This window comes from Antrihabitans spumae (genome assembly GCF_043944905.1).
Lineage (GTDB): Bacteria > Actinomycetota > Actinomycetes > Mycobacteriales > Mycobacteriaceae > Antrihabitans > Antrihabitans spumae.
Genome location: NZ_JBIMSN010000123.1, coordinates 12,906 through 27,983 on the forward strand (window position 1 = coordinate 12,906; position 15,078 = coordinate 27,983).

At 63.6% G+C, this 15,078-nt stretch carries 15 protein-coding genes; 4 read left to right on the forward strand and 11 right to left on the reverse strand.

The features are described from left to right. Positions 1–7 precede the first annotated feature (7 nt). Together ACHIRB_RS25180 and ACHIRB_RS25185 are read right to left on the reverse strand one after the other, a co-directional pair. Entirely contained in the window at positions 8–1,366 is a 1,359-nt protein-coding gene (locus ACHIRB_RS25180) for a glutamine synthetase family protein (RefSeq protein ID WP_395114874.1), read from the reverse strand. Between the two features lie 41 nt (positions 1,367–1,407). Then, a complete protein-coding gene (locus ACHIRB_RS25185; RefSeq protein ID WP_395126139.1) occupies positions 1,408–3,678 on the reverse strand; it encodes an ATP-dependent DNA ligase in 2,271 nt (756 codons plus the stop codon). 51 nt (positions 3,679–3,729) lie between these two features. On the opposite strand from ACHIRB_RS25185, the gene ACHIRB_RS25190 reads away from it, so the two are divergent. Further along, positions 3,730–4,638: an ABC transporter substrate-binding protein gene (locus tag ACHIRB_RS25190; RefSeq protein ID WP_395115025.1), complete on the forward strand. Its 909-nt coding sequence runs from the start codon at positions 3,730–3,732 to the stop codon at positions 4,636–4,638. Between the two features lie 4 nt (positions 4,639–4,642). Here ACHIRB_RS25190 and ACHIRB_RS25195 read toward each other — a convergent pair whose 3' ends face one another. The 8 genes from ACHIRB_RS25195 to ACHIRB_RS25230 all read right to left on the reverse strand — a co-directional run bounded on the left by ACHIRB_RS25195 (position 4,643) and on the right by ACHIRB_RS25230 (position 10,896). Beyond that, positions 4,643–6,289: a substrate-binding and VWA domain-containing protein gene (locus ACHIRB_RS25195; RefSeq protein ID WP_395126138.1), complete on the reverse strand. Its 1,647-nt coding sequence runs from the start codon at positions 6,287–6,289 to the stop codon at positions 4,643–4,645. A 111-nt stretch (positions 6,290–6,400) separates the two neighbouring features. Next, a complete protein-coding gene (locus ACHIRB_RS25200) occupies positions 6,401–6,778 on the reverse strand; it encodes an MmcQ/YjbR family DNA-binding protein (protein ID WP_395126137.1) in 378 nt (125 codons plus the stop codon). Positions 6,779–6,780: 2 nt separating this feature from the next. Then, positions 6,781–7,971 (reverse strand): lipase family protein, encoded by a 1,191-nt coding sequence (locus ACHIRB_RS25205; RefSeq protein ID WP_395126144.1) that lies wholly within the window; start codon positions 7,969–7,971, stop codon positions 6,781–6,783. Positions 7,972–8,002: 31 nt separating this feature from the next. Further along, entirely contained in the window at positions 8,003–8,398 is a 396-nt protein-coding gene (locus ACHIRB_RS25210; protein ID WP_395114866.1) for a thiol-disulfide oxidoreductase DCC family protein, read from the reverse strand. A 17-nt stretch (positions 8,399–8,415) separates the two neighbouring features. Beyond that, on the reverse strand, positions 8,416–8,607 hold the full coding sequence (locus tag ACHIRB_RS25215; RefSeq protein ID WP_199705509.1) for an antitoxin: 192 nt from the start codon (positions 8,605–8,607) through the stop codon (positions 8,416–8,418). A gap of 101 nt (positions 8,608–8,708) precedes the next feature. Continuing rightward, positions 8,709–8,888 carry an antitoxin gene (locus ACHIRB_RS25220; RefSeq protein WP_199705510.1) on the reverse strand — a complete coding sequence of 60 codons (180 nt, stop codon included), beginning with the start codon at positions 8,886–8,888 and terminating at the stop codon, positions 8,709–8,711. Between the two features lie 122 nt (positions 8,889–9,010). Next, complete coding sequence (locus ACHIRB_RS25225; RefSeq protein WP_395114864.1) at positions 9,011–10,126, reverse strand: MBL fold metallo-hydrolase; 1,116 nt, start codon at positions 10,124–10,126, stop codon at positions 9,011–9,013. Between the two features lie 41 nt (positions 10,127–10,167). Then, a complete protein-coding gene (locus ACHIRB_RS25230; protein ID WP_395114862.1) occupies positions 10,168–10,896 on the reverse strand; it encodes an enoyl-CoA hydratase in 729 nt (242 codons plus the stop codon). 119 nt (positions 10,897–11,015) lie between these two features. On the opposite strand from ACHIRB_RS25230, the gene ACHIRB_RS25235 reads away from it, so the two are divergent. Continuing rightward, on the forward strand, positions 11,016–12,122 hold the full coding sequence (locus ACHIRB_RS25235; RefSeq protein WP_395126135.1) for an FAD-dependent oxidoreductase: 1,107 nt from the start codon (positions 11,016–11,018) through the stop codon (positions 12,120–12,122). A 13-nt stretch (positions 12,123–12,135) separates the two neighbouring features. On the opposite strand, the gene ACHIRB_RS25240 is transcribed toward ACHIRB_RS25235, so the two are convergent. Then, entirely contained in the window at positions 12,136–12,981 is an 846-nt protein-coding gene (locus ACHIRB_RS25240) for an aldo/keto reductase (RefSeq protein WP_395126134.1), read from the reverse strand. A 65-nt stretch (positions 12,982–13,046) separates the two neighbouring features. On the opposite strand from ACHIRB_RS25240, the gene ACHIRB_RS25245 reads away from it, so the two are divergent. Then, positions 13,047–14,684, forward strand: a complete 1,638-nt coding sequence (locus tag ACHIRB_RS25245) for an ABC-F family ATP-binding cassette domain-containing protein (protein WP_395126133.1) — start codon at positions 13,047–13,049, stop codon at positions 14,682–14,684. A 48-nt stretch (positions 14,685–14,732) separates the two neighbouring features. Beyond that, on the forward strand, positions 14,733–15,026 hold the full coding sequence (locus tag ACHIRB_RS25250) for a helix-turn-helix transcriptional regulator (protein WP_395114854.1): 294 nt from the start codon (positions 14,733–14,735) through the stop codon (positions 15,024–15,026). Positions 15,027–15,078: the final 52 nt, after the last annotated feature.

Sequence of the window (15,078 nt, forward strand, 5' to 3'; positions counted from 1 at the left end):
GGGACGATCAGAGACGTTCGAACCCACGCACCCGCTCCCAATCCGTCACTGCTGCCTCGAATGCCAGGAGTTCGACGTTCGCGGCATTGAGGTAATGGTCTACCACTTCGTCACCGAATGCAGACCGTGCGACTGCGCTCTCCGCGAACAGGTCCTTCGCTGCGCGCAGGGTGTTGGGGACCCTCGGCTTGTCGGACTCGTAGGCGTTGCCCTCGAACGCGGGCTCGAGCGGCAGTTCCTGCTCGATACCGTGCAGGCCGGCTGCGATCAACGCGGCGACAGCGAGATACGGATTCACATCGCCACCGGGAACGCGGATCTCCGGTCGCAACGACTCACCGTGCCCGACCACACGCACCGCACACGTCCGGTTGTCGATGCCCCACGCAACCGCTGTCGGAGCGAAACTACCTGGCGCGAACCGTTTGTAGGAGTTGATGTTCGGTGCGAGCAGCAGCGTCAACTCACGCAGGCAGGCAAGCTGACCTGCAACGAAATGTTCCATCAGAGTGGAGAATCCGTTCGGACGATCGCCCGCGAGCACACCCTTACCGTCTTCGCCGCGCAGACTGATATGGACATGGCACGAATTACCCTCGCGTTCATCGTATTTCGCCATGAACGTCAGGCTCTTACCTTCCTGCGCCGCGATCTCCTTCGAACCCGTCTTGTAGATGCTGTGATTGTCACAGGTGGTCAGAGCCTCGTCGTAGCGGAAGGCGATCTCGTGCTGACCCGGATTGCATTCACCCTTTGCCGATTCCACGTACAACCCTGCGCCGGCCATTTCCTTGCGAATTCGGCGGAGCAGCGGCTCGACGCGCGAGGTGCCCAACAGTGAGTAGTCGACGTTGTATTGGTTCGACGGCGTCAACGATCGATATCCCGTCGAAAAACCTTGCTCGTAGGTGTCCTCGAAGACGATGAACTCCAACTCGGTCCCGGCGTAGGCCCGCAGTCCGCGCTCGGCGAGCCGGTCCATCTGAGCCCGAAGGATCTGCCGCGGTGACGGTGCGACGGGGCCACCTTCGACACGCTCGAGGTCGCATAGCACCAACGCGGTCCCCGGGAGCCACGGGACGAGCCGCAAGGTCGCCATGTCGGGACGGAGAACAAAATCTCCGTAACCGCTGCTCCACGACGACATCGCATAGCCTTCGACGGTCGTCATGTCCACGTCGACGGCGAGGAGGTAGTTGCACGCCTCCGTCGCGTTGTTGACCACTTCGTCGAGAAAGAACTCGGCAGCGCAACGTTTTCCCTGCAGCCGACCCTGCATGTCGGTCATCGCGACCAGCACCGTGTCGATGGTGCCTGCGGCGACCCGCTCGCGAAGTCGGGACAGGCTGAGCATTCCAGCACGCATACGAGCGCCTCTCGTGAAGAAACGATGCAGTCCTCTCCACGCTAGTCTTCGAACCGCACCTCGTCGGGACTTCTATCCGTCCGCAAACCGCGCCACGACGGGTGTCGTAGCCTGCGACTGCCGGTCCACTCACCGAAGCGCACCTCGCCGACCAACTTCGGCGTCACCCACACCGCGTCCTTGCGATCCGCGGTCGGTAGGTCCTCGTCGAACGGGCTGGTCTTGCGTTCCAGCGGTCCGAGCTTGGCTGCCAGTTCCTGCAGCGTTCGATCGGTGAAGCCGGTTCCGATGCGGCCGACGTACCGCAGTCCGTCGTCGGACGGGATACCGGCCAGCAAGGCTCCGATCTGCCCCGACCGACCGCCCTGTCCACGCCGCCAGCCGCCGATCACCACTTCCTGAGTCCGCCAGTTCTTCGACTTGATCCACGTCCCAGCGCGCTTGCCCGACAGATAAACCGAGTCCTTGCGCTTGGCGACGACACCTTCCCAGCCCTGTTCCGCACTGTGCGCCAACGCTTCTGCGCCCGTTCCCTCCAACAGCGGAGGAACGACGATCGAGGGCGACTTCGCCGCAAGCGCCTCGAGCACACGTCGCCGATCGACATACTTCTTGCGCAGCAGCGACGTTCCGTCGAGATACAGCAAATCGAAGGCAAGGAACTCGGCATCGGCGCCACCGAGTTGCAGCAAACCGAAATTGGGGACGCCCAACTTGTCGAATACCACAACCTCGCCGTCGAGCACGACGTCGTGGTCGATGAGATCCTCGGCGAGCGACGCAAGCGCCGGATACCTTTCGGTCACAACGTTTCCTGCGCGAGAAAGCAGCTTCATCTCACCGCCGGTGATTTCGACGATCAGCCGATAGCCGTCCCATTTCGCTTCGAAACTCCATTCGTCCGCACTCAGGTCAGCGGCATTGCCTGCGGTGGCGAGCATCGGAGCCATCCCACGTGGCATCTCCACCGTCGGCCTGCCGTACTTTGCCTTCGGGTCTGGAGTGTCCTTCATCCGATGCATCAGCCACTGGTTGCCCTTGGTCTGAATCAACGCGAACCGGCCGTCGACGCGGTCGCCGTGCAGCCGGATGATGACCTCGTTGTCACGCCACTTCTCGGTCTCGTAGGTGCCGGTGTCCCAGATCGTCATCTCACCGCCGCCGTACTCCCCCTTGGGTATCGAACCGTGGAAGGTCAGATACTCGAGTGGATGGTCTTCGGTGTGTACGGCGAGACGATTCTCCGAGGTCGTCGTCGGAACGCCTTTCGGCACTGCCCACGACACCAGCACACCGTTGCGTTCGAGGCGCACGTCGTAGTGCAGGCGCCGCGCATGGTGTTCCTGAATGACGAAGGCGGTGTCGGTACCGACCTTCGGACGCTGCGCGGGAATAGGTTCCGGCGTTTTGGTCGGATCGCGCATGCTTCGATACTTCTCGAGCGAATCGGAGCCGGGATCGAGGTCGGTCAGTAGATCACCGTCACGTTCGAAACGGCGAAGAACTTCGTCGAAACGCAAGTGCGTCAACGTGTCCCCGTCTTCTATCTCGTCCCAGGTCCGGGGTGCGGCGACCATCGGGGTGTCTCTGCCCCGCATCGAATACGGCGCGATCGTCGTCTTTGCGGGATTGTTCTGGCTCCAGTCGAGAAAGACCTTCCCGCTGCGCGCAGTCTTGGCCATCGTTGCGGTGACGAGATCTCCCATCAGCTTCTCGAGATTGCTCGCGACTTGCTTGGCAACGGTCGACGCTCCCCCAGGACTCAACTTTCGGTCGAGCGGCACATATACATGAATCCCCTTGCTGCCGCTCGTGACAGGGAAAGCGCTCAGCCCGATCTGCGAAACCATGTCCCGTACGGCGACGGCAACCCGCGCACATTCGGCAAGCCCGACGCCGTCGCCCGGGTCGAGATCGAACACCAATCGCGTCGCGGGTCCCATCTCGTCGCCGTCGAAACGCCATTGCGGCACATGGATTTCCAACGACGCCTGCTGACCGAGCCACGCCAATCCGACGATCGAATCGAACAGCGGATACTCGATGACGCGATCCTTGTGCCGAATACCTTTTCGTTCCAACCACTTCGGCGCATGCTTGGCCAGATTCTTCTCGAAGAAGGCCGGATGATCGACACCGTTGGGCCACCGTTTACGAGTGACCGGCCTGCCCTCAATGTGCGGAAGCATTGCTGCGCCGATGGCGACGTAGTAGTCGATCACCTCGCCCTTGGTTGTGCCCGTTGCCGGATACAACACTTTGTCCAGGTTGGACACCTCGAGCGATTGACCGTCGATGGTCCGAGTTGGCATAGCTCAAACCTTGCCGCACCCGGTGCCCGCGGGCAAGATTGCTCCGTGCACATCCACACGGCCGGTGTTGTCCGGCTTTCAGCGATCGCGGCCGCCGCCGTGCTCCTACTCGCCGCTTGCTCCGGCAGCGAGTCCGAATCGGCGCAACCGACAACCAGTTCCGCTGGTCAAGCCTTCACCAAGCTGCCATCGACCGGTGCGGCCGAGAGCTGCGGTCCGGACAGTGGCACCACGATGGCAGAGGGTGTGTTGACGATCGCGACCGACAACCCTGCCTATCCACCGTGGTTCGTCGACAACAACCCGGCGAACGGAAACGGTTTCGAGGGCGCGGTCGCCAAAACGGTTGCCGAAAAACTCGGGTACACCGGCGACAGGATCAAATACGTGTCCGTGCCGTTCGACAAAGCACTGGAACCCGGACCGAAGCCTTTCGACTTCGACATCAACCAGTTCACGATCCTCGACGAACGTCGCAACTCGGTCGATTTCTCCTCGCCGTACTACGCGGTCGCGCAGTCTGTCGTTGCCCTGAAAGACAATCCAGCCGCGCAAGCCGATTCCCTCGCCGATCTGAGCGGATTTCGTCTGGGTGCACAACGCGGTTCGACAAGCCTCGATGCCATCGTCGAGACACTCCACCCGAACATTCCTGCCGTCGCCTTCGACACGAACGACGATGCGAAGGCCGCGTTGGAAGCAGGCGACATCGATGCTCTAGTCGTCGACATTCCGACGGGCTTCCAGATCGCAGGCGCCCAGATCCCCGGTGCCGTCCTCGTCGGCCAGTTCCCGAGACCCAACGAGGTGACCGAGTTCTTCGGCCTCGTCCTGGCGAAAGGTTCTCCGCTGACGCCCTGCGTCACCGCAGCGGTCGATGCCCTGTATGCCGACGGCGTCCTCGAACGGCTCGCGGATCAGTGGCTCGCGGACATGGCCGGGGCCACAATTTTGGAATAGGCGGCTACCGTCCCGTTCGAGCTTTCAACACATCGACGACGACGTTCGGAATCTCGGCCGGGTTGCGGGTCGTGCGACTCAAACCACCTGTCGCCGCGGCGATCTGCTCGAGCACGGGGGCGTCGGCATCGGCCGTGATTCCGATCGTCACGATGATCACCGGGCGGGCCGGATCCCGTTCCTTCTGCAGCGTGTCGAGCAACTGCGCGAGTGTGATGCTGCCCTGATCATCGTTGGCACCGTCTGTCGCGATCACGACGCTGTTGATGTACTTCGGGTCGTAGTTCTCTTTCGCTTTCCGGTAGGCCGCGAGCGTGGTGTCGTACAGTCCGGTGCCGCCGCCGACGATGCTGACGAGACCTCTGGTCTGATCGAGCAGGATCTGTCGTTGGGTCTTGCCGTCGATCTGCTCTCCGAGAGGGCGTTCCGGCACCAGATCGCGCCAATCCTGGTTGGGTCCGCCCTTGTTGGTCGAGAATGCCCACAGTCCGATCTGCGCGTTGTCACGGAACTGTGCAAGTCCGGCTTCCATTGCCTGGATCATCAGGTTCATGCGCGTTCCAGCACCGGCCGACTCGTTCATCGAACCCGAAACATCTAGTACCGCAAGAAATTTCGACGGCAAAGCCAGAACCGCGTACTGCCGCAACAGATTCGTCGCCGCATCTTGATCAGTGGGCGTCAACGGCGCGACGGCGCCCGGGTCCAGACCGCGACCGCCGTCGAGAGGCGTCAGGTCGACCCCACGAAAACCGTTCTTGGACAACACTGCCCGACCGTCCCCGCCCGCTAGGAGATCGGCAAGCGCGACACCGGCCTTCTTGGCAGCCTCGTGCTCGTCGCCTGCGGGTTCGGTCACCGCGATCGGGTAGTTGAGCACAAAACTGCCGGTCAACGGGACGGTCGCCGCCAGCTTCGCGTCTTGATGTGCAGCGTTGTAGGCGACGAGCTGCTGCTCGGTCGCGATAGCAGTTCCGCCGTCGCGCACGACCTCGGAAAGCCGCTCGTCTACGTCCTTCTGCTCGGTACTCGTCGCTTGCGCCTGCGCAATCGGCACGAGTGCCGACGTCAACACGTTCTGGTCTGCCTTACCCTGCTCGACTTCGGTCAACGCAGCCATCACCGGGGCGCTGGCGACACTGTCGGTCAACGGATCGCCGATCCGCAAACCTGGCCGCAACACGTCCACCCAGGTCGCGAAGAACGGCGCCTCACCGGCCTTGGTCGCCACGATCGTCGGAGACATTGCGATCGACGGCCGAGCGACGTCCAGCAACGAGCCGGTCGCTTTGCTTGCTTTGAGAATCCAGCCGGAAGAGTCCGGTATCCACAACGCGGGGGCCGCACCCGGCGTCGCCAACGACGCGGCAACCTGCGCCGACGACTTCGACTCGACGGTCAGCGCGGTGCAGCCGAGGTCTTCGTCTGTCGCGTCGTCAGCCACTTCGGTGATGACGGGCGCAATGGTCGGATCGGCCGCGACGGTGAACTGCTGCACTTGCGAGCAGCCCCCGTCGAACACCCTCGTGCAGGCGAAAACACCGAGTGCGACGACAACGATCGCCACCAACGCGAGCGCCGCCCATCTGCCGTACTTCGGCTTGCTGTGCTGCCGACGTACCGCGGTAGGCACACTATGACGACCCGGCATAGCTGACCTCTTCATCGTGATCGCGCGCCGAAACAAACCGCACGCTGGGTTCGAGCTCGAGGAATACTACCGTGCCCTCGACGGCGTGAACGGCCGGTTCAGAACCCGCGATTACGACTCGAGACGAGCGATCAAACTCTTCGGTGCGACGGCCCGGTAGGCGTCCTCGACGATGTCGGCGATGTCGTCCCAGTCCTGCTCGACGTCGAGATACACACCGACCCACCCACGACCACCGACGTAGGGCGGCACGAAGAAGCGATTCGGATCGCGTTCGACCCAATTCTGTTGCGCGCCGGCTGGTGCTGCCGCCCAGAAGCCGACCCGGTCGTCGTGATGGTGGTCCGACAGCGAGACGAACTGCGGCGAACGGCGGACGAACCAGGCTGGTTCGCCGTGACTCACCCGTTCGGTCGCCTCGGGCAACGCCAGACACAACGCCCGCAACCGTTCCAGCGGCACGCTTGCGGCAGCACTCGGACGGTCCATGGTCATCCTCCGCAGGTGTTCGGAGCCGGTATCCCGTCGAATCTGTCGGCGATCCACTCGACCGCCGGCGGCACCGCCCTCGAATCGGCGTGGGCTTGGTCGGGTTGTGCGTCCAGCGCTACGACGTCGCCGAGCTCGCACGCACGGACAACCGCCTCGCGTGTCCACTGCGGCAGGATGACTGTGTCCTTCTCGCCGATGACGACAAGCATCGGACCCGCTGCGCGCACTTTCGGCAATGCCAGCTCGTCAAGCCAGCCGCGCATCCGATCGACGTCGGCCGGCGTGCTCGGACGGGAATCCTCGGGCGTAAGTTTCTGCGCAACGCTGAGTTTGCGAACCACCGCCGGTCCAGTACAGGCCAGCAGAGTGTCCTTGTTCGCCGCGAGTTCGCCGTGCAGATAGGCGTCGGCATTCAGCTCGGGATGCAGCACCGTCAGTCCGGCGATCAACGTCGGCAAGTACATCTGCTGTGGAACGGTGACTTCCACGTTTCCATCCGCGTTGACGAAACCGGAGATGTCGGCCGCGGGTGACAGGTTCGCCGACCCGACGAATTGCAGGCCGTCGCCGTAGTCGTTCGCGCGTTCCGCTGCGGCCCACGACGCCTGACCACCCTGCGAAACTCCGAGCGCAGCCCACCGCGTCGACGCATCCGGCACGAGGAATCGGGCGGCGCGGACAGCGTCGATGAGGTCGTACGCCGCTGAATTCGGTTCGAGATACGGATGTGGACCGTCTGTTCCGAGGCCCTGCAGGTCGCTGACGGTGACGACGTAACCGCGCTCCAAAAGTGGCTTGACCAGCCGGATACTGCCCAGCAGATCGTCATGGCGTGAGGGCGCGCACTCGTCGCCGACGCCTGTCGTCCCGTGTCCGACCGTCACAACAGGCCAACCACCAGGCGGCGGGGTGCCCTCCGGCACGAAGACAGTCCCCGACACTTCGGTACCGCCACCATCGACGCCCGAGGTGGAGCGATAGCGGATTGTCGTGACGCTCGCAGCGCCGGGAGTCGGTGCTCCCGGCTGCTGTGCGGTCAGAGCACCGCGTTCGGTGCCGACCGGCGGCAGTGTCTGCGGTGTTGTCGACGGCGAAGTGGGCGCGGAGGTCGCACTCGACGCGGACCGGTCTGGGTCTGACCGATCGGAGGTTGCGCAGGCGCCGACGAAGAGTGTCGCGGCGATCAACATCGCAGCGGCTACTCGCCGGGCCGGAGTGAACTCAGCGCGGTTCAACTGCGCAGCTTCCGCCCTTGCCAGGCAGGCGGTACCGGTTGGCAGCGACCCATCTGTACGCGGTGTCCTGCAGCCAGCGGATACCGGGAATCTTGTACACATACAACGGAATTCGGGTTCCAAGCACGCCGGACAACGCTGCGTTGATCGCGCCCGCTCCGCTGTAGAGCTCGCCGCGTGCGTCGTGCGCCCAGGCGCGGTCGTACGCCTGCTCCTCGGTCACGCCGAAATGTTCGGGCGCGCCGGGATCCTGCAGGGCGAGGGTCCGTACTCGGTCGCGTCGATCGATGCGGTGCAGCACACCGAGGCACTTCATGCAGAAGCCGCAATCCCGGTCGTAGAGAAACTCCGCGGCGTAGGTTCGCGCGGCTACTTCCGGCATTGCGGCTCCTTGTTCAATCAGGCTTGCGGCGGAACTACCTTCTTGGCAGCCGCTTTACCCTTCTCGATCTTGTCCGAGTACTTGCCCTTGGTCTTCTTGTCGATCAAGCCACCGGCTTTGTCGACAGCGCCCGTGATCTTGTCCGAATTCTTGGCAGCGGCGTCCTTGCCCTTGTCGACGACGCCCTTGAGTTTGTCCGCGAATCCCATGATGCCCCTTTGATCCGGTAGTGAATTGCTTCGGTAAACAGACAACGCGTCAGCGCTGCACAGAGTTCCCTACAGCTGGTTCGCAGCGCCTGTCGGCCAGGTCACAGTGCCTTTTTGGCTGCGTCCTGCGCCTTGTCGACCTTGTCTGCGTACTTGCCGCCGGTCTTGGAGTCGATTGCGTCGCCTGCCTTGTCGATTGCACCGTCGACCTTGTCTGGGTTCTTGGCAGCGAAGTCCTTGGCCTTGTCGGCGAGACCCTTGATCGAATCGAATGCGCCCATGTTGTACTCCCTTATCGCATCGGTTGCGGACGCCGTTTGCTGGCGTCTCGCAGCAAAGCCTAGTGAACCGAGTTGAATCGAGGGCGATAAAAAATCAGTGTGAGGCGGCTCACCCGAACCGCTCAGTCGAGGCCTTCCCACCATTGCTGCTGTGAGCTGGGCCGTAGTACGTCAACTCGCTGGCCTGGCATCGGCACAGCGGCGGCCGTACCGGTATCCGCGACGGCGGCGAGCAACCGTGTGACCGGTTCCGACCACGCATGGAAGGCCAGGTTGAACGTCGCCCAGTGGATCGGGATGAGTACGCCGTGCTTCGCATCGCCCTGATTGAGGTCTGCGTGGGCCTGCACCGCTTCCTCGGGATTCATGTGGATGTCGCGCCACATGTCGTTGTAGGCGCCGATCGGGAGAATCGTCAGGTCGAACGGTCCGTGGGATTTGCCGATCTCCGCGTAGCACTTGCCGTACCCACTGTCGCCGCCGAAAAACGCTCTCCGCGTTGGGCCTTGGATCGTCCACGAGGCCCACAGCGTCGTGTTGCGAACAAGTCCACGGCCCGAGAAGTGGCGGGCTTCGGTGCAGGTGATCGTCAGATCACCCACTGAAGTGCTTTGGTTCCAGTCGAGTTCGACGATTCGATCCTCCGGGACCTGCCACTGTCGCAGGTGCGCACCGATTCCCAGCGGAACGATGAAGGGCGCGTTCTGGTGACGGAGCAATCCCTTCACCGTCGGTAGGTCGAGGTGGTCGTAGTGATCGTGCGAGATGACGATGGCGTCGACCCGCGGAATCGATTCGAGCGCAACCGGAACCGGGTGCAGGCGCGCGGGACCGACCTTGGAAGACGGCGAAACCCGCTGTCCCCACACAGGATCCGCAAGAATCCGATACCCGTCGATTTCGACGAGCGCCGACGCGTGGCCGTACCAGGTCAAGGCGAGTTCGGCGGCTTCTGCCGGAGCAAGCGGCGTCGCGAGCGGTACCGGCTTGCTCGGCTTGCCGACCTTTCCGCGCGCCAGCATCCCCTTGACGAGTGGCGTCGGGTCACTGGTCGACAACGCCACGCTCGGCTCGGTGTTGTGGAACGTCCCGTTGCGGAAGTTCGCAGCGCCCGTCGCGTACGGACGTATCGCAGACACCGACGCACCCATCGCGGTCGGGATCTCCGCAGCCGTGCGCGCAATCCAACCGAGACCGACAAGCCCTAGGACCGAGGTGGTCACACCCTTCACGTTCACGCCACCACCTTACGCATCGGCAGTCGTCTCGAGCGGCGCAACTAACGTCCGATGAACTTGGGCTGACGCTTCTCCTTGTGCGCCAGCCTGCCTTCCTTCGCGTCGTCGCTCAGCCACGCTTTGTACAGCGCTGCACGCTGGTCGGGCGACTCCGTGTCCTGCGTACCGTCGTCGTTGAAGACCAGCTTGAGATGCTGCATCGTCAGCGGCGCGAGCTGCGCGATCTTGTGTGCCCACGCCTGCGCGTCGGCGAGGGTGCCGAGCTTGTTCGCAAGCCCGTAGCGGTAGGCGTCTTCGGCCGTCAGCGATTCGAGTCCAAGCATCATCGTCCGTGCGGGACCCGACCCGACCAATGACGCCAGACGATGAACTGTCCAGCGGTCCACCGTGATTCCGAGTTTGGCAGCAGGTACGCCGAAGAATGCGTCGGGTCCGACCACCCTCAGGTCCGACGCGATGGCCAATTGTGTGCCTGCACCGAGCGCGGCGCCGTTGATGGCCGCGATCACCGGAACAGGGACTGCGTCGATGGTGTGCAGCATGCCGAGCAGCGTCTCGGTGAACGAGTCCGAATAAACCTCGGACAGATCTGCGCCTGCGCAGAAGACGGAGCCGCGACCGGTGAGCACGATCGCCCGTGCGTCGTCGTCCGCGGCCTTGTCGATCGCATCGCGCAAGCGCTCGCACAATTCCGCGTTGAGCGCATTTCGACGCTCCTCACGCTGCAGCTCGATAGTGACCACGTCTGCGTCTCTGGTGATACCGATCATCGGCGATGTCCCCTCACTGCCGCTGTCGACCGACGGGGGCCCCTGCCAGTCTGTCCGGGGAAATCTATCAACTCGAAATACCGAAGGCACCTCCGAGAACACGTCGGTGGAGTTGTCTAATGGACGTCGTGACGTCTGCGCAGCGTGAGGTCCGTACGTCCGATGTCGACGTGCTTGTGATCGGCGCTGGTCAGGCAGGCTTGTCGGCTGCTTACTACCTGCACAAGGCCGGACTGCAAGCCGGCAGCGACTTCCTCGTGATCGACCGCTCCCCCGCACCGGGGGGCGCATGGCAGTTCCGCTGGCCGTCACTGACGCTGACGACCGTCAATGGCGTGAGCGACCTACCGGGTATGTCGTTCGCCGAAACGCTGCCCGCAAACTCCGCCGAGGTCAAAGCGTCGGATGCGGTGCCACGCTACTACCGGGCCTACGAGGAGCGCTTCGCGCTGAACGTTCGGCGACCGGTCACGGTGACGGTGGTGTGCGACCGGGACGGCGACGGCCGCCTGCGCGCAGAGGCAGGCAACCGCACGATCGCAACGCGAGGCTTGATCAACGCCACCGGCACGTGGGAGCACCCTTTCGTGCCGCACTATCCAGGCGCCGAGCTATTCACCGGACGCCAACTGCACACGAAGGACTACGCCAGCGCCGCCGAATTCGCGGGCAAGCACGTCGTGGTCGTCGGTGGTGGCATTTCGGCGGTACAACTCCTCGACGAGATCTCGCTGGTCACGTCGACGACCTGGGTGACTCGATCCGAGCCACGATTCCGCGACGAGCCGTTCACGCCCGAGTTGGGCAGACGCGCGGTCGCCATAGTCGAAGATCGGGTTCGGCGCGGACTTCCGCCAGGGTCCGTCGTCTCCGTCACCGGCTTGCCATGGACGCCGACCCTACGCGCGGCACAGAAACGTGGTGTCCTGCAACGGCTTCCGATTTTCTCGACGATCGAGCCGGACGGTGTCCGCTGGGCCGACGGCAGGTTCGTCGCGGCCGACGTCATCCTGTGGTGCACCGGTTTCCGCAGCGCACTCGATCACTTGGCACCGCTACGCCTTCGCGGACCGGGCGGCGGAATCAAAATGACGGGACGCCTGGCAACGCAGACCGCGGCCGACCCGCGCATCCATCTGATCGGCTACGGACCCTCGGCGAGCACTATCGGTGCCAACCGAGCGGGCCGTGCCGCCGTCAAGGAACTGCTCGCCACCCTCGGCTAGTCGACGCTGCGGATCACGAACCGAACGAGTCGGGGTCCGGACCGGTGCGCATACCCGAATCCAGACCGCTGATCGTATGGACCTGCTCGGGTGTGAGTTCGAAGCCGAACACATCGAAATTCGCCTCGATCCTTGACGGCGTCACCGACTTCGGGATCACGATGTTGCCGAGTTGCAGATGCCACCGAATGATCACCTGCGCAGGTGTCGTGCCGAGCTGGCTGGCGATGCCGCCGATGGTCGGGTCGTCGAGCACCTGACCCGATCCGAGCGGACTCCATGCCTCGGTCGCGATGCCCTTGGCTGCATGGAACGCGCGCAGCTCGCTCTGAATCAGCTTGGGATGCAGCTCGATCTGGTTCACAGCGGGGACCTCGCCAACCGCGTCGATCAGCTTCTCGAGCGTCGGCTCGGTGAAGTTCGAGACTCCGATCGAGCCGATTCGGCCGTCGGCCTTCAGTTTCTGAAAGGCCTTGAAGGTGTCGATGTAGAGGCCTTTGCCCGTGGCCTGCCAGTGGATGAGATAGAGGTCCAGGTAGTCCAGCCCGAGCTTCTCCATACTCAGGTCGAACGCACGCAACGTCGAGTCGTACCCCTGGTCGTCGTTCCACAACTTCGTCGTGACGAACACTTCGTCGCGCGCGATGCCCGAATCGGCGATCGCGCGGCCCGTGCCGACCTCGTTGCCGTAGATGGCGGCGGTATCGATGCTGCGATAGCCAGCCTTCAGCGCCGAGGTGACCGCGGCATAACATTCGTCCTCAGGGACCTGCCACACGCCGTAGCCGAGGGCGGGAATGGTGTTGCCGTCGTTGAGGATGATTACCGGGACAGAACTCTTTTCGCTGGTGAAGGTCATCCCTCCACCGTGCCACGTCGGGACGACAAGTTCGAGGACCGCAGGTGACGCCCTACTCTTGTCCGGTGTCCGCTACCCTCCGCGCCAATGGTTTGTCCGCCGCACACGGTGAACGAACGCTCTTCTCCGACCTCGATCTCATCGTCGCTCCGGGCGACGTCATCGGCCTTGTCGGGTCCAACGGTGCGGGCAAATCAACGCTGCTGAAGTTGCTCGCCGGGCTTCCCGAAGGTGCCGACGTCGCCGGAACCACGTCTCTCGCGCCACCGGAAGCGACCGTCGGTTACCTCGCCCAGGAACCCGAGCGCCGGCCGCAGGAGACAGTCATCGACTTCCTGATGCGCCGGACCGGAGTCACCGAAGCCGAGGATGCGATGAACGCCGCAGCGGACGCGCTCGCGACCGACCCGAGCGGCGACGCCTACACACCCGCGCTGGAGCGGTGGCTCGCACTCGGTGGCGCAGACATCGACGAACGCGCCGAGAAGGTCGTTTCCGATCTCGGTCTAACCGCCACACTCGACGCCTTGATGACCGAGTTGTCCGGCGGCCAGGCAGCGCGCGCTGGTTTGGCGGCAATCCTGTTGGCCCGCTACGACATTCTGCTGTTGGACGAGCCGACCAACGACCTCGATCTCGCAGGTCTGGAACGGCTGGAGAGTTTCGTAACCGAAGCAAGGACCCCGTTGGTGGTCGTCAGTCACGACCGAGAGTTCTTGGCGCGCACGGTCAATCGCATCGTCGAACTCGATCTCGCGCAGCAGCGCGTGGACCTCTACGACGGCAGCTACGACTCCTACCTCGCCGAGCGAGAGATCGCGCGACAGCACGCGCGGGAGGCATTCGACGACTACGCCGATACCCGGTCCAGCCTCGAGGATCGCGCTCAGATGCAACGCAATTGGATGGAACACGGGGTCCGCAACGCACGTAGGAAGTCGAAGGACAACGACAAGATCGGCCGCAACTTCCGCGCCGAGGCAACCGAGAAGCAGGCCGCCAAAGCTCGGCAGACCGAGAAGCGCATCGAACGGCTCGAGGTCGTCGAGGAGCCACGCAAGGAGTGGGACCTCAGAATGGCGATCGCCGCGGCCCCGCGCAGCGCGACAGTCGTCGCTGCCGTCAACGGTGCGACGGTTCGCTTCGATGGCTTCACCCTCGGACCCGTCACGACTCAAATCTCCTGGGGCGACCGCATACTCGTCACGGGACCGAACGGCTCCGGCAAGTCGACCCTACTTCGGTTGCTGCTCGGCCGGATCGAACCGGATACCGGCACGGCGATGCTCGGGTCCGGTGTCGCCGTCGGCGAGGTCGATCAGGCTCGCCGACTGTTCGAGGCATCGGGAGCCTTGGTCGACGAGTTCGCCGCCGCGGTACCCGACATGCCGATCGCCGACGTCAGGACACTGCTGGCCAAGTTCGGTTTGCGAGGCCATCACGTGCTGCGCTCCGCGGCCTCGCTGTCGCCGGGCGAGCGAACTCGGGCGGCACTCGCACTGCTGCAGGGCAGGGGTGTGAACCTCCTCGTACTCGACGAGCCGACGAACCATCTCGACCTACCGGCAATCGAGCAACTCGAGTCGGCGATGGACAATTTCGCGGGCACATTACTGCTGGTCACCCACGATCGTCGCATGCTCGATACGGTCCGCAGCACCCGACGCTGGCAGCTCGGCAGCGGTCTACTCAGCGAAAGCTAACTGTCCTCGGACTTGACAGATCGTTGAGTTTTCCCAACACTTAGTTGCATGAGTCCGGTGAGACGTGGGGAAACCATCCCCATCCACAATCGTATCGGCGTCCTGCGCGCAGAGCGACGCATGAGCCGCGCGGCACTCGCCGAAGCCATCGACGTGAACCCGCAGACGGTCGGCGCGCTGGAACGCGGCGACCACTATCCGAGCCTCGACCTCGCGTTGCGGATCTGCGACGTCTTCGGTCTGCCCGTCGAGGCCGTTTTTTCACGCCGTGAATTCGCGCCACTGTCCACCGAGCTGTATCGGCGTAGTACCCCGACCGACCAAGGAGGCGAGCTTCGATGACACTCCCTGTGTCAACCTCAGGCGGCAGAAGCTGCCTGGTGTTGATCGATGA

Bases quoted from the DNA above. Each gene is read 5' to 3' on its own strand.
- ACHIRB_RS25230 (WP_395114862.1), bottom strand. From the start codon at position 10,896: ATGATCGGTATCACCAGAGACGCAGACGTGGTCACTATCGAGCTGCAG.
- ACHIRB_RS25185 (WP_395126139.1), bottom strand. From the start codon at position 3,678: ATGCCAACTCGGACCATCGACGGTCAATCGCTCGAGGTGTCCAACCTG.
- ACHIRB_RS25220 (WP_199705510.1), bottom strand. From the start codon at position 8,888: ATGGGCGCATTCGATTCGATCAAGGGTCTCGCCGACAAGGCCAAGGAC.
- ACHIRB_RS25250 (WP_395114854.1), top strand. From the start codon at position 14,733: ATGAGTCCGGTGAGACGTGGGGAAACCATCCCCATCCACAATCGTATC.
- ACHIRB_RS25205 (WP_395126144.1), bottom strand. From the start codon at position 7,971: ATGTTGATCGCCGCGACACTCTTCGTCGGCGCCTGCGCAACCTCCGAT.
- ACHIRB_RS25210 (WP_395114866.1), bottom strand. From the start codon at position 8,398: ATGCCGGAAGTAGCCGCGCGAACCTACGCCGCGGAGTTTCTCTACGAC.
- ACHIRB_RS25200 (WP_395126137.1), bottom strand. From the start codon at position 6,778: ATGGACCGTCCGAGTGCTGCCGCAAGCGTGCCGCTGGAACGGTTGCGG.
- ACHIRB_RS25180 (WP_395114874.1), bottom strand. From the start codon at position 1,366: ATGCGTGCTGGAATGCTCAGCCTGTCCCGACTTCGCGAGCGGGTCGCC.
- ACHIRB_RS25215 (WP_199705509.1), bottom strand. From the start codon at position 8,607: ATGGGATTCGCGGACAAACTCAAGGGCGTCGTCGACAAGGGCAAGGAC.
- ACHIRB_RS25240 (WP_395126134.1), bottom strand. From the start codon at position 12,981: ATGACCTTCACCAGCGAAAAGAGTTCTGTCCCGGTAATCATCCTCAAC.
- ACHIRB_RS25235 (WP_395126135.1), top strand. From the start codon at position 11,016: ATGGACGTCGTGACGTCTGCGCAGCGTGAGGTCCGTACGTCCGATGTC.
- ACHIRB_RS25195 (WP_395126138.1), bottom strand. From the start codon at position 6,289: ATGCCGGGTCGTCATAGTGTGCCTACCGCGGTACGTCGGCAGCACAGC.